This is a genomic window from Tardiphaga sp. (assembly GCF_041424195.1).
In the GTDB taxonomy this organism is placed as follows: Bacteria; Pseudomonadota; Alphaproteobacteria; order Rhizobiales; family Xanthobacteraceae; genus Tardiphaga.
Map to the genome: position 1 here is coordinate 1 of NZ_JBGMOE010000180.1, position 16316 is coordinate 16316.

Here is a 16316-nt window from a genome sequence, read left to right on the forward strand (position 1 = left end):
CCCTTCCGTCAGCTCCCGGCTCGCGCCGCTGATCCCGATCGCATAGGTGGCGACCGCCCAGGTAATCGCGCCGACAACGAGCGCGCTGATCCATCCGCCATGAACGTAGCGCAGTGCCTCTCCGCGCTCCGCCTTTCGAAGAAAAGCGATCATGGCGACAACGATGAGCAGGGCTTCAAGCCCTTCGCGCAGCAGAATCGTGAATGCGCCCAAGAACGTGGATGCTTCTGTAGCAGCATCAGGAGCGAGCGCCGCTTCCGCATCGTTGAACAGGCTGTCGAGCACCGACACCTTTTCCGCGAGATCCTCGGGCGAAGCGCCGCGATCGAGTGCCGCGCGGAACTCCCCCATCGCACCTTCGATCCGGCCCATCAGCGTCGCGTCGCGCGCGGTAAGCGTCGGTTCGACCGGCTCAAACCCGTCGAGATAAGCTGACAGCGCCAGCTCCTTGGCCCCGCGCGCATCGCCGCGTCGCGCTGCGGCGACGCTTGCGGCCAGCTTGGCACGCGCAACCGCAAGCGAGCCCGGTGTCTGTTGCATCACCTGATCGGGATGGCGGCGCAGGAACGCAAGCACGGCATCGGCTTTGGCTTCGCCAATCGAGCTGGCGAGAGCGGCGGGGGTAAGTGCGACCAGGGTTTTCAGGTCGGGTATCCGCTGGCGTAGCACGGAGTCCGACTTCCACAGTCGCTCGCCTTCGCGCGCCTGTTCGTCGGTTGAGGCGAAGCTCCCGGCGCGAAAGGCCAGCGCCCAGCGTCGGTCGTTCGGTAGATCGGCGAAGCTCTGCATCCCCGTCCCGTCGATGCCTTGCGTCACCACTTGATAGAGCGCGAACACACTGCGCTGGCGGGCGCGCTCGGCATATGTGAACGCGATCGGCGGCGGGTCGAGCTTGGCGGCGTCGGCCCCGCGCCCGTCGCCCGTCATGCCGTGGCAGGATGCGCAGGATTGTCGGAATAGCGCATCGGCCGAGGCGAGGTCCGGGGCCTTGCCGGGCGCGAGCGGCACCGGATAGGCGCGCAGCAGATCGGCAGCGAGCCCGTGCGCTAGCGTGGCGGCCTGTTCAGGGGCTCCCTTGCGGGCGATCACCGCTTGCAGGTTCGCAGCTCCCTGGACGAGAGCGTGCCGCTCCGGCTTCGCCGGCAGGACTTTGAGCCGTGATAACACGGATGCGGCGAACTCTTTCATCTCGGCATATTCGGGCGCGCTCTTGACCCGCCCGTTGGCGACCGCGCCCCTATAATCGACCGCTATGTAGTCGAGCAGCCGCCATGCGGTTTGCACATCATTCTGATTGGCTGCGGGGGCGGCGTGCAGCACGGTCGGCAGCGTGAGCAGGCAGAGCATGACGGCGAGCGCCCGCACCAGCGCGCGGGGGAAAACGGACAAAGCCTGGATCACGATGCGTTCGCCAAGATCGTCGGCGCGAGTTCGCGCCGCGCGTTTCGGATGATTTCATAAGCGGAGTGGAGGAAAAGAAGGGCGATCACGCCGGCGACCGCGAGGTCCGGCCAGGCTTGGCCGGTCCATGCCACCAGGCCTGCCGCGGCGATCACCGCGACGTTCGCGAGGGCATCGTTACGACTGAACAGCCAGATCGCGCGGACATTGGCGTCGCCTTCGCGGAACCGGCCGAGCACCAGTGCCGAGCCGACGTTGATCGCCAGCGCGACGACGCCGATCGCGCCCATGAGCTCGGCATCGGGCGCGGTCGCATTCAGGGCGCGCCAGACGGCGAACGCGATCACGCCTACCCCGAGCGCGCCTAGGAACAGCCCTTGCGAGAGAGCCACGCGCGCGCGCGCGCGCGCGGACCAGGCGAGCGCCAGCAGCCCCAAGAGGGTGATCGACCCATCGCCGAGAAAGTCGAGCGAGTCGGCTTTGAGCGCTTGGCTATCGGCGATGAACCCGCCGAACAGCTCGGCCACGCCGAACCCAAGGTTGAGCACCACGACGATCAGCAGCGCGCGACGGTAGGCCGGATCATGTTGAGCGCGGATCGGTTCGCCGTGGCACCCGCAGCTTTCGGTAGAAGCAGTCATGCGGCCTTCCCTACCACCTCTAGTCGCTGTAGAAGCAAGCGAAATATGCGACACGTTCGCATTAGCAAGGATGGCATGATGAAGCCGGTGATGATCGGGCAACTCGCCTGCGAGACCTTAACGAAGGTGACGACCGTTCGCTTTTATGAGTCGATCGGACTGCTGCGACCCCCGCCGCGCACGGCGTCGGGCCGCAGAACCTACGACGCCAGCGACATCGAGCGTTTGCATTTCATCCGCAATGGCCGCCGGCTCGGCTTCTCCGTTGACGAGATACGATCGTTGATGGGGTTGGCCGAGAACCCGGATCAGGATTGCGGTGCCGCGTCAGCTATCGCTACTCAGCACCTCAAGGACGTGGAAGCGAGACTGGCGCAACTCGCAGTATTGCGGGACGAGCTGGCGATGCTCAGCCAGAGCTGCACCAAGGCGCGCATGGCGGATTGTCGGATCATGAGGGCGATCGGCAGGCGCCATCCCCAGCCGGAACGTCAATAATAGTCGGCGAGCCTGAGCTCGCGCACGTCCCCGGTTTCCATGGTAAGTTTGACGAGGGTTCCAGCAGGCCGATAGCGGGCGCGCCAAAGCTCCCCATGAGTATAGTTCGCGTCAACGGGATGCCCGTTCACTGCTATGATCCGCTGCCCGACTGCCCAGCCAGCCTTTTCCGCCGGGCTGTTTGCCGCCACATGGACAACGGTGAGCGCCGTTGGCGAGGCCGCGAGTCCAAGGCCACTGCGATCCTTCAGCATCGGCAGGCGGTTTCGAGGATCGAGCGGACGAAACCACACAAACCCGGCCGTCACATCGAACACCACGTCGAATTGGGCGATCAGCGGCAATCCGATGTTGCCGACCGTGCTAGTCCCGAGCCAATCTCGCATCCCAAGAGTGGGGATGTTCGAGACGTTGAGCCCTTCGATGTTGATGTTGGGAATCGTGAAAATGTCGTTGGTTTTCACGCCATCGACGCCGCCAAGCGCCGCAGTTGAGAGGGGCTTCCCGTTTAGCAGCCCCTGATCGCGGGCGTAGGCCGACGAGAGCATCAGCGCGGCCGAGCTGCCAAGATCGAGCATCAGAGGCACGGGAGCCAGGCCCGCGACGGATGCTCGAATGAAAAGCTCTTGCTTGCTTCCGCGCCCAAGCGCCACCGCTTTCCAGCCAGGGCCGGCCAGGAACGCCCCCGACTTGACGACCGCCAGCCGCCTGTTCCCGAAATCAAGCGCGATACAGCTTCCCGTGAACATATCCGCGCCGAGGAGGATATCGATTGGGCGGCCGAACGCCGCTGAAACCGCACTCAGGTCAGCTACCACGGCGAAGGGCAATCGGCGCGTTTCGCGGGCGAGCAGCACGTCAATATCGCGCACCAGTTGCACAGAGGCCTTGGCGCTCAGCCCGCTAATCATGCGCCGCTCGCCGTTGTTCAGACCGAGCTTTGCCGCGAGAGTCGTGCTTATGATCGACGCGCCGCTTCCGCTGTCGAGCACCGCCCGCACCGGCAGGCCGCCCACTTGCGCCGAAACCAGGAGGGTATCTCCCGTCCCGATTTCCAGCGGCTCCCAATCCAGGTGAGTCGCACCAAAGTTCCACGAGGGCGCAGATTGGGAAGCCGCTCGGGCAAGCGCAGCCGGGCCGATAAGCAGACCCGTCCCACAGGCCAAAATGCGGGTAAATAGTAAACGTCGCGACATGCCGATCGCTTTCAAATGAGCCGTTGTCAAATAGCTGTCTCCAACACCCCAGCCCTTGCGGACGGAGCTCCGTTACATGCTCTAGGGTCCAAACCCAATCAGCATCTTGATTCCGTGCACGAGTGCTGATTCAGGGAGTCTCCGGTTGAAGGAGGCTCGGACATGGCAGGAGCGTTGTTTTGGTTGTCGGATTCAGCATGGGCGGCGATTGAGCCGCATTTGCCAAAGAACCAGCCAGGGGCACGCCGGGTCGATGATCGGCGGGTGATCTCGGGCATCGTGCATATGCTCAAGTGCGGCGGTCGCTGGCAAGACTGCCCGAGCGACTATGGCCCTTCGACCACGGTCTACAACCGCTGGAACAGGTGGAGCAGGCGCGGCATCTGGAGCCGTATCCTTGCGGCTCTCACCGAGGAGGGCTGGATCGCCGAGACCGCCCAGATCGACAGCAGCTACGTCAAGGCGCACCGGTGTTCCGGCGGCGCAAAAGGGGGGCTCGCGCCCAAGCCATTGGCGTCTCTCGCGGTGGCCGGACGACGAAGATCCATGCGCTCGTCGACGTCCTTGGAAGACCGCTCCGCCTTGCGCTGACGCCGGGCAACACCTCCGACATCAAGGGTGCCGACCTGCTCGTTCCCGAGACTGTCGGCATGAAGCGGCTCATCGCTGACCGCGGCTACGATGCCAACAGCCTGCGTGCCACGCTGCGAGAACAGGGCACGATCCCAGTCATCCCTGGCAGGCGCAATCGCAAGCGGCCGATCCAGTACGACGAGCGCCGCTACAAGGACCGCTGGCGTGTCGAGGCCATGTTCTGCCGCCTCAAAGACTTCCGCCGCGTCGCTACGCGCTACGACAAGCTTGCCCGCAACTACCAGTCAGCCGTTGCTCTTGCCGCTGCCATCGCCTTCTGGCTCTGAACGAGTCTGGACCCTAGCTACTAGAGGAGCAAGGGGCGTTGCACTCGCGCCAGACCGGACCGGTTAGCCTCTCCCACGAACCCTTCCGACATGCCCCGTTGGGCGGCCGGGCAGCGGATGATGCAGAGCGCCCGCCCGACCGCGTTCTGTGCGACCGTCGGGCCGATAGGTTCGTGACGGCCAACCACGAAACGATTGAGGAATGCAGCAAACCGCAGCCCGAGCGCGCGAGACGGTGCGATGCACGATCAGAGTTGGCGCTAGACCTTGAGGAGCACCAGGATAGCGACCGGTAGTTCCTAATCACTGCAACTCGATTTTGGCATCGATTGCTGGTTCACTTTGAAAAGGCGCAGGTACAAAGCGCATCAATGCGGGTCGCTGATTTGCCCTGCTGGTTGCGCGAGCCGGCGCCAAGCTGCGACTATCAGGTAGATACCCGCCGCAATCATAGGCAGCGTGAGCCACTGGCCCATGTGAAGCCCTGTTCTGGCTGTGAAGCCGACAAGCTGGGCATCGGGCTCTCGGAAGAATTCGACAGTAAAGCGAGCGAGCCCATAGCCAAGAAGGAACACGCCGACGAGCATACCAGGGCGGCGTCGGGCGTTGGTAAACCAGAAGAGGGACGCGAGCACGGCAAACAAGACCAGCCCTTCCAGCCCGGCCTCGTAAAGCTGGCTCGGGTGACGCGCGAGGCCATCGCCACTTCCGGGGAACACAATCGCCCAGGGCACATCGGTGGGCTTTCCCCAAAGCTCACCATTCACGAAATTGGCGAGGCGACCGAAGAACAGGCCGATCGGTACGGTGCAGGCGACATAATCATGGACCCGCAGCCATCTGAGGCCGTGTCGTCGCGCGAACAGGATCAGCGCGAACGAGACGCCCGCCGCACCCCCGTGGAACGACATGCCGCCATCCCACAGTTTGAAAATTTGCAGGGGGTGAAGGATCATCTCGGGACCGTAGAAGATCACATAGCCGAGCCGGCCGCCCAGGATGACGCCCAACGTCGCGTAGAGCACGAGATCGTCAGCTTGCGCGCGGTTCATCGGGGCGGCGGGTTGGGCCAGCAGCCGCAGCAGATACCACCATCCGGCTATGATGCCGGCGATATAGGCCAGCGAGTACCAGCGGATGTCGAGTGGGCCTATGGAGATGGCAATCGGGCTCAACCCGAGGCTGGCGAATGCGATATGGCTATCCAAGTATTATATCCTGACAGCGAGAACGAGTGATCGAGCGTGCCATGGGGCTATTCCGGTGCGATTGAAGCGCCGGCATCCTTGAGCGCTGCAAACCCGCCGGGCACGTGGGCGACATTTTCCACGCCCATCTCCTTGAGTGATTTTGCGGCAAGAGCTGAGCGGGCACCGGATCCACAGTAGAGCACCAACCGCGATCCGGCGGCGAGTTTGGCATTGTGAGTGGGGCTTTCAGGATCGACCTGAAATTCGAGAAGGCCGCGCGGGACGTGTACCGCACCAGCGACCAGCCCCGATTTCGCGACTTCCCCTGGCTCGCGGATGTCAACGAACTGGACCTCGGGATGGCCGACGAGCTTGGCTGCATCGTCAGGCGCGATAGCTTCGACAAGGGCATTCGCTTCGGAAACCAGCTGTTTCGAGGTGCGTGTTGGCATCGACTTTCTCCTGTAGTTGAACCTGTATCGGATCGCTTAACCCTGCTCGGACTTGCCGCCTATCTGGCGTAGCCGCTCGGGCAAATCTGTTGGGCAATCACCGCAAAGCTTGTTTGCCGGAACGGCAACGTCGATCTTCTTCGGGTAGGGAAGATCGAGCGCGGCCATGATCGCGACAAATTCCTGAACGGTTTTGCCGGCAAGGCGCGGGTTCCGCTCACGCTCCTGCGCCACTGTCGTGATGTGGCGATGATTGTAGTCGTGGGCCGGGAAGATCAGACCGTCGCCGGGCAGCGTGAAAATCTTCTGCGTGACCGAGTGATAGAGCGTGGCGGCGTCACCGTTCTGGAAATCGGTCCGCCCACAGCCGTCGATCAGCAGGGCGTCGCCGGTGAAGGCGCGAAGACCATCGGGCTGATCGACCAGGTAGGTATGGTGGGCATCGGTGTGTCCCGGCGTAAACAGCGGCTGAAGCTTGAGGGCGCCGACAGTCAGAGGCTGATCCTCGGCGACCCCCACGTCAGCACAGGGGAGGCCGTCCATGGCGGGGTACGCGATCTTGGAGCCGGTCAGGCTGCGCAGATAGCAGGCCGATGTGACGTGGTCCGCATGCACATGGGTCTCCAACGTATAGGCCAGTTCAAGATCCAGTTCCTGAAGCGCGGCAAGGTCGCGTTCGATCGTTTCAAGGACAGGATCGATCAGGACGGCTTTGCGCGTCTCCGGGCAGCCGAGGAGGTAGGTGTAGGTCGAGGACTCAGGTTCGAACAACTGACGAAAGATCATGATCGGTCTCCAATGGTGCTTAGCTGCCGATCCCGCCCAGGCTGCGGAACAGCATGTAGGCGGCCACGGCGAGCAGGACGAAAGCGAAAATGCGGGTGAGCAGGCCCTTATGATCGGCGAGCCGGATGGCGGTTTGCATGCCGGCGACGCCGCCAACGACCCCGCCAGCGATGAAGAAGCCGGCCACGCGCCAGTCCACGAGCCCTGACAGGGCATAGTTGAAGGCTGTCGCCGAGCCGAACGCTCCCACCGAAAACAGCGACGATCCGACCGCGTTGAGGATGGGCATGCCGCTGCCGAGCATGATGCCGGGCACAATCAGGAAGCCGCCGCCGATGCCGAAGAACCCGGACAAGAGGCCGGCGAGAAGGCCGATCACCACGAGCCGGACAGCGATCGGCCGCGTGATCCGCACGCCCGGATCGCCGCCCCCGGATTTGCCGCGCAGCATGGAAACGCCGACGACGATCATCACGCCTGCAAACAGCACCAGGAGATGCTGACCCGCCACCATCTTGCCCAGGGTGGAGCCGATCAGGGCGCCGATGACGCCGGACGCCCCAAAAACGAGGGCACAGGGCCACTTCACGGTTCCGGCCCGGGCGTGCTGGACCAGGTTGGCGAACGCATTGGCGGCCACCGCCAGCGCGCTCGTGCCGATCGCGACGTGCGGGTCCTTCATGCCGACGACATACAGCAGCAACGGCAGGGCCAGGATCGAGCCGCCGCCGCCGATCACCCCGAGGGTGAAGCCGACGAGGACACCGGATATGAGCGTGAAGATGTCGACCGGTGTCATGGGTTGGCCCCCGCCCTGGCCGCGCGATAGCGTTCCTGAACGGCGAAGACGCCCATGCCCACCAGCATCGCGATGACGAACACCAGCGCCGTCGGCGCCCCGAGGCTCAGGGCGACGAGGGCCGGACCAGGGCAGTAGCCGACGAGGCCCCATCCGACGCCGAACAAAGCCGCGCCTGAGAGAAGCTTCTTGTCCAGAGACCGGGACGATGGCCCATTGAATGTGGTTGCGAAAAGCGGAGCATCGCGCCTTCGGCCAAGTGCAAATCCCAATGCGGAAACCATGACGGCCGAGGCCAGCACCAGGGCCAGGCTCGGGTCCCACGACGGCGCGGCGACATCAAGAAACGCCAGCACCTTGCTTGGGCTGATCATGGCGGAGACGATCAGGCCGAAGCCGAAGATGAGCCCCGAGGCCAGCGCGATGAGCAGCTTCCTCATTGCCTCAGAACTCCACGACGTGCCGCGCGACGTACACGGTCGCAGCCGCTGTGATGAGGAAGACGCCTGTCGCGGCGAGCGAACGGGGCGAGAGCCTCGCTATCCCGCAGACGCCATGCCCGCTGGTGCAACCACTCCCGAGCCGAGTCCCAAATCCTACCAGCAGGCCGGCTGCGATCACGACGGCGACTGGGGCCGGCGACGTGAGGTCCGGCAGCACGCCGCCCGCCGCGCGATAGAGAAAGGGCGCAGCGAGCAGGCCGACCAGGAACGTTGCGCGCCACGCCACATCGTCGCGGACAGGGGCAAGCACGCCGCCGATTATGCCACTGATACCGGCAATGCGCCCGTTCGCGATCCACAGGAGGGAAGCCGAGAGGCCGATAAGCGCGCCGCCCACGATGGCCGAAAATGGGGTGAAACCCTCCATCGTCAGGATTCTCCCCTCTCGGCTTCGCCACCGGCGCAGAAGAGTGCGTAGAGTTCCGTCAGGATCGGCAGCACGCGTTCGGACGTGATGCGGTAAAATATCGTCGTTTTCTCCCGCCGCGTGCCCACCAGGCCCTCGTCGCGCAGGGTGGCCAGATGGCGGGACAAATTGGACTGTGTCAGTCCGAGGCGCTCGCCCAGGTCGCTTACCGACAACTCCCCGCCGAGCAGGCTGCACAGGATCATTAGACGGTGCCGGCTCGCAAGCGAACGGAGGAACGCTTCGGCTTCGCCGGCCTTTTCCTCCAGAAGCTCCGGGGACATTTCAACGAGAGAAGGTGGCACGGCTGCTCCAAACATCTTATATGCAACATATATGATAGAACGGCGTTCGATCAAGCGCCAGCTTAGGAGGGTTTCCCGTTGGCTACTGTTTCCCCGAGCTATCGAGGCTCCTTTCGCAGGAAGCGGCCTTGGAACCTTTGAAGTGCCGGAGTGCGGAAAACCCCATGCTGATCGACAAGGCGGTCCCCACCACGGCATGAGAGTAGCCATGGCGACTGTAAGACGAATGAACTGTGATATTATCGCCGCAGGAGTCGAAGTTTGTATCCGAGGCCCTGGGATGTCGCTATGGTGCATCGCAGATGACCCGCATTTTCCTCCTCGTTGCCGGTATTCTGCTCGCCTCGTTGCTGGGCATAAGCTCGATAGCACACGCAAGCGAAGAGCGTCCGAGAGCTGTTAGCATTGTGGCGGAACAGCCTACAGCATCCGTTGCGAGTAGCGACTCAGAGTCATCCCGCGGCAAGTTGCTGTCTGGCGATCAGTCGGGTTTAGCGCATCATCACGGTGAAACCCACGGTGATCATGTTAACGTGCGAGATGAGACGATCGCATTTCAAGTCGCAATTGAACAAGGGCCGCCGGTTTCGGGGTGTTCAAGGTTTGGAGTAGGGGTAACCACCGCTCCCGGGTTGCGTCCGCCCAACGCATAGCGGCGGCGCGCGGCCGTGATAGGTTCAACGTCCGAGCCACTCGATAATCGCGCCTATCATGCTTGCTATTAGATTTGTCGTCCCAGGGTGAGGTTTTGTGAACCGAACTCACGACGGTCCAAAATACGCTCCGCAGCATGATCTCACCTCCTCGTGTGCAGCGAACAGTCGTAGCATCGACGCGCGCAGGAGCTTCCCGATCCAATTTATGTATGGGAGCACCTTCGTGCCCTTTCCGATTCCATCACTTGCAACCTGGCGGACCGATGTGCCTGCTTCAATCGTGGTGGCGCTGGTAGCGCTGCCATTGTGCCTTGGCGTTGCCCTCGCGTCGGGAGCACCTTTATTCTCCGGCCTGATCGCCGGTATAGTCGGAGGACTCGTAGTCGGTGGTTTGTCGAAGTCACCGTTATCGGTAAGTGGGCCAGCCGCCGGCCTCACCGTGATCGTCCTCGACACGATCAACTCGCTACCGAGCTACCCGGTGTTTCTGAGCGTCGTCGTGCTCGCAGGGCTGCTCCAGCTGATCTTCTCGCTCACCCGTGCTGGGGTTCTCAGCGAGTTCATTCCTTCCTCAGTTATAACCGGCATGCTCGCCGCCATCGGCCTGATCCTTATCCTGAAACAGATCCCATTCGCAGTCGGATATGAAGTTGAAGCCGCAGGTAGCTTCCAGTTTTCATCGGCGGATGGGAATACCCTGTCGAACCTCTTGCTCGTATTAAGAAAAACGTTCGAGCCGGGAGCACTGGCGATCAGTGTTGTCGGCCTAGCGTTTCTGTTCTGGTGGGCCGCTGCAAAGCCGCAGAACGGCCCGTTGCGCTTCCTACCTGGCCCGCTGGTCGTGGTCCTAATTGGCATCATTGGCAATGCGCTGTTCGGTGCTTTGCTACCGTCTTGGCAGATTGGGAAGGAACATCTCGTTCAAGTTCCCATCGCGGGCAACGTGAGCGATTTTGCCGGCCTGTTCGCACTTCCAGATTTCTCAGGTGTTCTGAGCGGTGCCGTATGGGCGGCAGCGGCTACTATCGCGATTGTCGCGAGCCTTGAGTCGATGCTGAGCATCAAGGCGATCGACGACATCGATCCTCGCCGCCGCACCACGGACAAGAACTGGGAACTTATGGCACAGGGGGGCGGCAATATCGTCTCGGGGCTGCTTGGGGGTCTACCGGTCACGTCGGTGATCGTGCGCTCCTCGGCCAACGTCGACGGGGGCGCCCAGAGCAAGACATCGACGATGCTCCACGGGTTATGGCTGTTGCTGTGGGTCGCGCTTATTCCTTCGTTGCTCAACCTCATTCCTCTGGCTGCGCTCGCTGCCGTACTGATTGCGACCGGCTACAAGCTCTGCACGCCCAAGCTGTTCATCGCGCGCTTCCGCCAAGGCTGGACTCAGTTCATCCCGTTTCTGGTGACAGTCATCGCGATTGTATTCAGCAACCTCTTGGAAGGTATTCTCGTCGGCTTGGCCGTCGGTTTTGTCTTTGTGATAGCCAGAAACTTCCGGACTGCTGTTACGTTCGCTTGTGAGGGGGACGACTGCCTGGTGCGCGCGCGGCGCAATCTGTATTTCATTCACAAATACGAGCTTCTGAAGCAGTTGAACCGCGTTCCAGACAACAGCAGTCTGCTAATAGACCTGTCTGCTACAAACTATGTCGATCTCGACAATGTCGAGATCATCAATGCCTTTATAAAGGCTTCCCAGTTTCGATCAATCAGCGTCGTCGTTCGTGGAGATCTTGGAGAACGGACCGCCCCGTTGATCGATGCGCCCGTCGTTGGAGTTGCGTTCGCATGAGAGACTATAAACAACTGCTGCTCGCAAACAGAGCTTGGGCGGAAGAACTCGTCGATGAGCGAGCAGACTTCTTTTCACGGCAAGCGGATGGGCAAAAGCCGAAGTTTCTTTGGATAGGGTGTTCGGACAGCCGCGTCAGTCCCGAGCAGATGACCATGACTCCGCCCGGCGGGATGTTCATTCATCGCAATGTCGCTAACCTCGTCAATCCCGACGATCTTAACCTCATGGCGGCATTGCAGTTTGCAATCCAGGTCCTCAAGGTTCCGCACATCATTGTATGCGGTCACTACGGCTGCGGGGGCATCAAGGCGGCGCTTGGAGGCGGAGTCTCTGGCCATCTGGACCGCTGGCTCGATCGCGCGCGAAACGTAGTTCGCGATCATGCCGACGAGTTGGCGGCAGCCGAAGGGGACGAAGCGAAGGTTAATCGCCTCGTCGAAATGAACGTCCGGGATCAGCTGCTCATTCTTGCCAGGACGAGCGCTGTCGAAGAAGCATGGCGGCTCGGACAGCCGCTTTGGCTGCACGGCTGGGTTTATGATATTCGAGATGGCCACATCAAGCCAATGATGGAGCTCGATGCCCAGACACCGCTTGAGGGTGTTGGGCGTCCTCATCGCGTCTTGTTACCAACCCGCAGTTAGACAGCGACAAATCTCGCCCATCCTCGACGAAGCAGGTCCGGCGTACGATTAGGAAATCCCCTAAGCGCCGGGCGGGGGTTTTGCTCTCTCCGGGCCACGGCGGATATCGGGACTCCCTGCCGATGCATCTTCAAAATCATCATCGATCCTTCAAGACGGATCATCGACCTCTCGTCACGAAAGAGATGATGACGATGAAGGGGCACCAACCTGAAGACTTTCAGGCTCGCTATACAGGGTCCCGCAACCGGTCCGCCGTGCTGGTCGCGCTCGCAGCCGCCGTCATCGCGATCACGGGTGGGCTCGAAGTCCTCAGTACGCTTGTAATGAAACGCGTAGAAGCTCGGCGGCGACACCGAGGAAGCACGGGACAACCTAGTGCCCGGCAACAGGCCTTCTGCTGCCACAGCGGAAGCGGGTGAGATGGTGATTGCTACGATCGGCCAATGCGTGAGGTCAACTGCAAGGAACATCGGACTTATCGCGGGGATGATAACTGCCGCTGTAGCCTTGGTCATGCTGTTCTTGATAGGAGCCATTAAGATGCCCGCGGGGCATCCGCGACGCAGTCCAGTAGTCCTATCGCTAGTGATCGCACCCGGGGGATCTCAAGCGATCAACGCCTATCTGGAAGCGGGCGATCGGCTGAACCTCTCGTGGGCCTCCGGCGGTGCAGAACTTAAGTTTCAGCACCAGTTGGAAACAGGGCACCGCAGATTTGGCGTGCTCGCGTCTGGGCTCTCGAACGCTGGGCAAGATCGCTTCATCGCGGATCACGGTACACTATACGGCATCGTTTTCCGGAACATCTCGCGCAATCGTGTGACCCTCACCGTTAAGGGAACTGGCACTTTTGAGCATTTCAGGGCAATGCCCGCGACCCTTGGGGGTGAGGTTGAATGAGACGCTCGACTGATGGAGACGGTGGCAAGCCGCGTCCTGACCAACGCCGAACTTATTCGACTTCGCATCCGGCCATCGCGCTTAAGAACCTGCGGCTTCGTGTTGATCCGAACCGCGGTGCTCGATCGCGAGTCGATGGGGCAGGCTCGCATCATAGAAGGCCGTGATTACAGGTTTGGGCTTTGTCGGTGATGGGGCCATACTGAAGCACGAGGGTAAACGCCACGGGAACACCGAAGGGGCTGAAAGCCTACGGAGCGGAGTGAACCCACGCATAACAATAGTCGAAGTGGCGAAACCGTTCACATGACGTCCGAATCTACATAAATATCAGGCTCAGCATGCGTAAATGAAGCCCGGTCACTTCATTAAGCAATTGTCATGGCTGCTTCAAAGAAATGGCAGGTAGCGGTGCGATAGCTGCTTCAGCGGGCCAGTTTGGTGCGCGTCAGCCTTGAGGAGGTGATTATACGAACCACGGGCGCTCGGTAACGGCAAATCCCATGCTTCAAAACGGCGGATGGGCGGTTCGCTTACCCCTGGGTGGACCAATCATTCCTGGCCTTGGAGCAGACACCTTGCCACAAGTTGACGCTCCGGCCGCTGGCAGTCCCCCCTCCAGCGGCCGGAGCAAGTTCAGTATGGATCCGGTGCCTATGAAGCTACTCCTTGTTGAAGACGATCAGGCGACCGCCGGCTACGTTTGCCAAGGCTTGGCAGAGCTTGGGCACGCCTGCGATCTTGCGGACAATGGCATCGACGGCCTTACGGCCGGGTTGACCAAGGAGTACGACGCGATCATCCTGGATCGCAATCTCCCTCTTCTCGATGGTCTCTCCGTTCTGCGCGCCTTGCGCGCACAGTCGCTGCGAACGCCCGTCCTGATCCTCAGTGCGCTCGGCCAGGTGGATGATAGGATCTGCGGGTTGAACGCCGGCGGAGACGACTATCTGACAAAGCCGTTCTCGTTCCACGAACTGATCGCCCGGCTGAGCGCGATCATTCGGCGGGCTGAGGGATCAACCACCACACCACGCGTGCGACGGGTCGCCGACCTCGAACTCGATCTGCTCACGCGCGTCGGCCACCGCGGCGATCGACGCATCGAGCTTTCTAACAAGGAATTTCAACTCCTCGACTATTTCCTTCGGCATGTCGGGCAGGTCATCACACGGACCATGCTGATCGAAGCCGCCTGGGACTACAGCTTCGATCCCGGCACCAACCTTGTCGATGTCCATATCAGCCGCTTGCGTGCGAAGCTCGAAGCGGAAGGTGAGGCTCCCTTGCTGCACACGGTTCGGGGCGCCGGCTATCGGCTTGATGCTCGCTAGGCCGCCGCGCACATCAGCGGCAACGATGCGTGGTGCGCTGTGGGTGACGCTCGCTGTGCTGCTGGCCACCGTCGCCGCTCTTACGCTGCAATATGTCCGAACCTTCAGTGTCCTCGAAGCCGAGTCCAGACATATGGTGAAGGCCGAGGTTGCCGGCTTGATGGAACGCTACCGCTCGGGAGGACTGCAGGAGCTCGCGCGGTTCATAGCCCGGCCCCAGCCTTCAGCTGATGCGCGCGACTATATTTATCTGGTTGGAACGGCGAACGGCCGAGTGGTTGCGGGCGATCTCGACCGGTGGCCGAACGCCGCGCAGCGCGAAGGCTGGCAAATCCTCAATATCCCGTTTCGCAGTGGTCCTACGCTGCGCGTGAGGCGCGTCGAGGCAGAAGTGGTGTCGTTGGGGTCAGGCAACCGACTGCTGGTCGGGCACCTTGCCGATGGCCGCGATCAGCTTGGCGTCCGTTATCTCGAAACGCTTGGGTGGTCGATCGCCGCGACGGCACTGATCGGACTTGGCCTTGGCTGGTGGATCAGCCGACGTGCACTGCGGTTTGTCGAACGTGCTGCCGAGACGGGAGCGCGCTTCCTGGCCGGACGGCTGGACGAACGCCTTCCGGTGACAGGACGCGGCGATCAATATGATTATCTCGCGGAGGTGGTGAACGCCTGTTTCGGGGAAGTGGAACGAATGATCGGCAGCTTGCGCGCGGCAACGGATGGGCTGGCGCACGATCTGAAGACACCGCTTACGCGGATGAAGGTCCGCGCGGAGCTCGCGTTGCTGCGGCAGGTCTCGGCAGACGAGCAGTTCCTCCTCGCCACCACAGGCGATATCGACGCACTGCTCAAGCTCATCAACGACCTCCTTGTCCTGGCGCGCGTTGACGCACTCACGACGAATATGCTTGAGCCGCTCGACCTCGCCGATGTGGCACGTGAAGCGATCGAGCTCTACGAGCCGGTTGTCGAAGCCGCCGGCCGACACCTGATTGCCGACCTCCGGCCGGCGGCGACGCGCGGCGCGCGGTCGTTGCTTGTGCAAGCGGTCTGCAACCTGATCGACAATGCGATGAAATATGGGGGCAGCGCCTCGATCACGGTCATGACCGGTAGCACCAGGGCAAAAGCGGAGATAAAGGTTGCCGATCAAGGGCCCGGCATTGCCGCCGACGATCGCACCCGCGCCACTGAGCGGCTCGTCCGGTTGGATGCAAGTCGATCCACCGAAGGCAGTGGGCTCGGGCTGTCGATCGTGGCTGCCATCGCGCGAGCCCATGGCGGTGTGCTCACGCTCGATGACAACGATCCTGGATTGATCGTGTCGATTCGCCTGCCGTCGGGAGCGGGGCTGACAAAGCTGCCATGATCAGCCGCAGCAGTTCCCGCCATTTGCCGCTCCGCGCCGCGAGCGCTGCTTCCTGGCCACCGACGCGACGGTCACTCGGCTTGATCACCGCTGGTACGTATAGCGGCTGAGGAGTTCGCATCGTCAGGACTGGCTGCCGCAGCCAACGTGGCCAAAGCGTCGTTTAAGCTCCACCTGACTCGGCGATTACAAATCCGTTTCCCGCCTCTCACTGGGTGCCTCTCCTGAGCAGGTGGGGCATAGTCCATGGTCATGGGGCGTTCGATGTCGACTCTGATCATCCTGCTCGTCTTGTTGCTCTCCGCCGAAGGGAGCCTGGAGGCAGGCGTGGACGCTGTTCCCACCGCGACGTCGGCTGGGACGGACCGGGACCCGCTGTCAAGGCATCGGACTGGTGACGGTACGATAGTTGAATTCAACGGCGGGACGATAGAGATCGGCTTCAAGCCCGTTGCCGGAAGCACCCGAGCAGTCCTGCGGTTCCGGTGCGCGCCCGAACGCTGCGGCAG

General features: G+C 62.0%; 15 protein-coding genes and 1 pseudogene. 6 read left to right on the top strand and 10 right to left on the bottom strand.

Going from position 1 to position 16316, the window contains the following annotated elements:
• On the bottom strand, nucleotides 1-1401 hold a 1401-nt coding region (locus ACEK02_RS24205), incomplete at its 3' end, for a c-type cytochrome (protein WP_371424063.1).
• The gene (locus ACEK02_RS24210; protein ID WP_371424064.1) at nucleotides 1398-2042 is read right to left on the bottom strand and encodes a cation diffusion facilitator family transporter; all 645 of its coding nucleotides are present in this window, start codon (nucleotides 2040-2042) and stop codon (nucleotides 1398-1400) included. The genes ACEK02_RS24210 and ACEK02_RS24205, both read right to left, overlap by 4 nt.
• Before the next feature lie 75 nt (nucleotides 2043-2117).
• Between ACEK02_RS24210 and ACEK02_RS24215 the strand changes: the two genes are divergently transcribed.
• Nucleotides 2118-2540, top strand: a complete 423-nt coding sequence (locus tag ACEK02_RS24215; RefSeq protein WP_371424065.1) for a helix-turn-helix domain-containing protein — start codon at nucleotides 2118-2120, stop codon at nucleotides 2538-2540.
• On the opposite strand, the gene ACEK02_RS24220 is transcribed toward ACEK02_RS24215, so the two are convergent.
• Nucleotides 2534-3766 carry an aspartyl protease family protein gene (locus ACEK02_RS24220; protein WP_371424066.1) on the bottom strand — a complete coding sequence of 411 codons (1233 nt, stop codon included), beginning with the start codon at nucleotides 3764-3766 and terminating at the stop codon, nucleotides 2534-2536. The two genes, ACEK02_RS24215 and ACEK02_RS24220, sit on opposite strands and share 7 nt — an antisense overlap.
• Nucleotides 3767-3898: 132 nt before the next feature.
• On the opposite strand from ACEK02_RS24220, the pseudogene ACEK02_RS24225 reads away from it, so the two are divergent.
• A pseudogene (locus tag ACEK02_RS24225) lies at nucleotides 3899-4656 on the top strand (IS5 family transposase).
• Between the two features lie 368 nt (nucleotides 4657-5024).
• Here ACEK02_RS24225 and lgt read toward each other — a convergent pair.
• Genes lgt through ACEK02_RS24260 form a run of 7 tightly spaced genes read right to left on the bottom strand, consistent with a single transcriptional unit; the run spans nucleotide 5025 to nucleotide 9097 of the window.
• The gene (gene lgt, locus ACEK02_RS24230) at nucleotides 5025-5864 is read right to left on the bottom strand and encodes a prolipoprotein diacylglyceryl transferase (RefSeq protein WP_371424067.1); all 840 of its coding nucleotides are present in this window, start codon (nucleotides 5862-5864) and stop codon (nucleotides 5025-5027) included.
• Nucleotides 5865-5911: 47 nt separating this feature from the next.
• Complete coding sequence (locus ACEK02_RS24235) at nucleotides 5912-6298, bottom strand: rhodanese-like domain-containing protein (protein WP_371424068.1); 387 nt, start codon at nucleotides 6296-6298, stop codon at nucleotides 5912-5914.
• Nucleotides 6299-6334: 36 nt separating this feature from the next.
• Nucleotides 6335-7084 (bottom strand): MBL fold metallo-hydrolase, encoded by a 750-nt coding sequence (locus tag ACEK02_RS24240; RefSeq protein ID WP_137405582.1) that lies wholly within the window; start codon nucleotides 7082-7084, stop codon nucleotides 6335-6337.
• Nucleotides 7085-7103: 19 nt separating this feature from the next.
• Nucleotides 7104-7883, bottom strand: coding sequence for a sulfite exporter TauE/SafE family protein (locus tag ACEK02_RS24245; protein WP_371424069.1), 780 nt, complete (start codon nucleotides 7881-7883; stop codon nucleotides 7104-7106).
• Nucleotides 7880-8323: a DUF6691 family protein gene (locus ACEK02_RS24250; RefSeq protein WP_371424070.1), complete on the bottom strand. Its 444-nt coding sequence runs from the start codon at nucleotides 8321-8323 to the stop codon at nucleotides 7880-7882. Before ACEK02_RS24250 ends, ACEK02_RS24245 begins: the two co-directional genes overlap by 4 nt.
• A 4-nt stretch (nucleotides 8324-8327) precedes the next feature.
• The gene (locus ACEK02_RS24255) at nucleotides 8328-8753 is read right to left on the bottom strand and encodes a YeeE/YedE family protein (protein ID WP_371424071.1); all 426 of its coding nucleotides are present in this window, start codon (nucleotides 8751-8753) and stop codon (nucleotides 8328-8330) included.
• A gap of 2 nt (nucleotides 8754-8755) precedes the next feature.
• Nucleotides 8756-9097 (bottom strand): ArsR/SmtB family transcription factor, encoded by a 342-nt coding sequence (locus ACEK02_RS24260; RefSeq protein WP_371424072.1) that lies wholly within the window; start codon nucleotides 9095-9097, stop codon nucleotides 8756-8758.
• An 879-nt stretch (nucleotides 9098-9976) separates the two neighbouring features.
• Here ACEK02_RS24260 and ACEK02_RS24265 point away from each other — a divergent pair.
• The 4 genes from ACEK02_RS24265 to ACEK02_RS24280 all read left to right on the top strand — a co-directional run bounded on the left by ACEK02_RS24265 (nucleotide 9977) and on the right by ACEK02_RS24280 (nucleotide 15807).
• Nucleotides 9977-11554, top strand: coding sequence for a SulP family inorganic anion transporter (locus ACEK02_RS24265; RefSeq protein ID WP_371424073.1), 1578 nt, complete (start codon nucleotides 9977-9979; stop codon nucleotides 11552-11554).
• Nucleotides 11551-12201 carry a carbonic anhydrase gene (locus ACEK02_RS24270; RefSeq protein WP_371424074.1) on the top strand — a complete coding sequence of 217 codons (651 nt, stop codon included), beginning with the start codon at nucleotides 11551-11553 and terminating at the stop codon, nucleotides 12199-12201. Before ACEK02_RS24265 ends, ACEK02_RS24270 begins: the two co-directional genes overlap by 4 nt.
• Nucleotides 12202-13760: 1559 nt before the next feature.
• Entirely contained in the window at nucleotides 13761-14438 is a 678-nt protein-coding gene (locus ACEK02_RS24275; protein ID WP_371424075.1) for a winged helix-turn-helix domain-containing protein, read from the top strand.
• Nucleotides 14428-15807 (top strand): sensor histidine kinase, encoded by a 1380-nt coding sequence (locus ACEK02_RS24280; RefSeq protein ID WP_371424076.1) that lies wholly within the window; start codon nucleotides 14428-14430, stop codon nucleotides 15805-15807. Before ACEK02_RS24275 ends, ACEK02_RS24280 begins: the two co-directional genes overlap by 11 nt.
• Nucleotides 15808-16316: the final 509 nt, after the last annotated feature.

Excerpts from the sequence above, each read along its gene's own strand:
- ACEK02_RS24210 (WP_371424064.1), bottom strand. The coding sequence starts at position 2,042 with ATGACTGCTTCTACCGAAAGCTGCGGGTGCCACGGCGAACCGATCCGC.
- ACEK02_RS24215 (WP_371424065.1), top strand. The coding sequence starts at position 2,118 with ATGATGAAGCCGGTGATGATCGGGCAACTCGCCTGCGAGACCTTAACG.
- ACEK02_RS24235 (WP_371424068.1), bottom strand. The coding sequence starts at position 6,298 with ATGCCAACACGCACCTCGAAACAGCTGGTTTCCGAAGCGAATGCCCTT.
- ACEK02_RS24240 (WP_137405582.1), bottom strand. The coding sequence starts at position 7,084 with ATGATCTTTCGTCAGTTGTTCGAACCTGAGTCCTCGACCTACACCTAC.
- ACEK02_RS24245 (WP_371424069.1), bottom strand. The coding sequence starts at position 7,883 with ATGACACCGGTCGACATCTTCACGCTCATATCCGGTGTCCTCGTCGGC.
- ACEK02_RS24250 (WP_371424070.1), bottom strand. The coding sequence starts at position 8,323 with ATGAGGAAGCTGCTCATCGCGCTGGCCTCGGGGCTCATCTTCGGCTTC.
- ACEK02_RS24255 (WP_371424071.1), bottom strand. The coding sequence starts at position 8,753 with ATGGAGGGTTTCACCCCATTTTCGGCCATCGTGGGCGGCGCGCTTATC.
- ACEK02_RS24270 (WP_371424074.1), top strand. The coding sequence starts at position 11,551 with ATGAGAGACTATAAACAACTGCTGCTCGCAAACAGAGCTTGGGCGGAA.
- ACEK02_RS24275 (WP_371424075.1), top strand. The coding sequence starts at position 13,761 with ATGAAGCTACTCCTTGTTGAAGACGATCAGGCGACCGCCGGCTACGTT.
- ACEK02_RS24280 (WP_371424076.1), top strand. The coding sequence starts at position 14,428 with ATGCTCGCTAGGCCGCCGCGCACATCAGCGGCAACGATGCGTGGTGCG.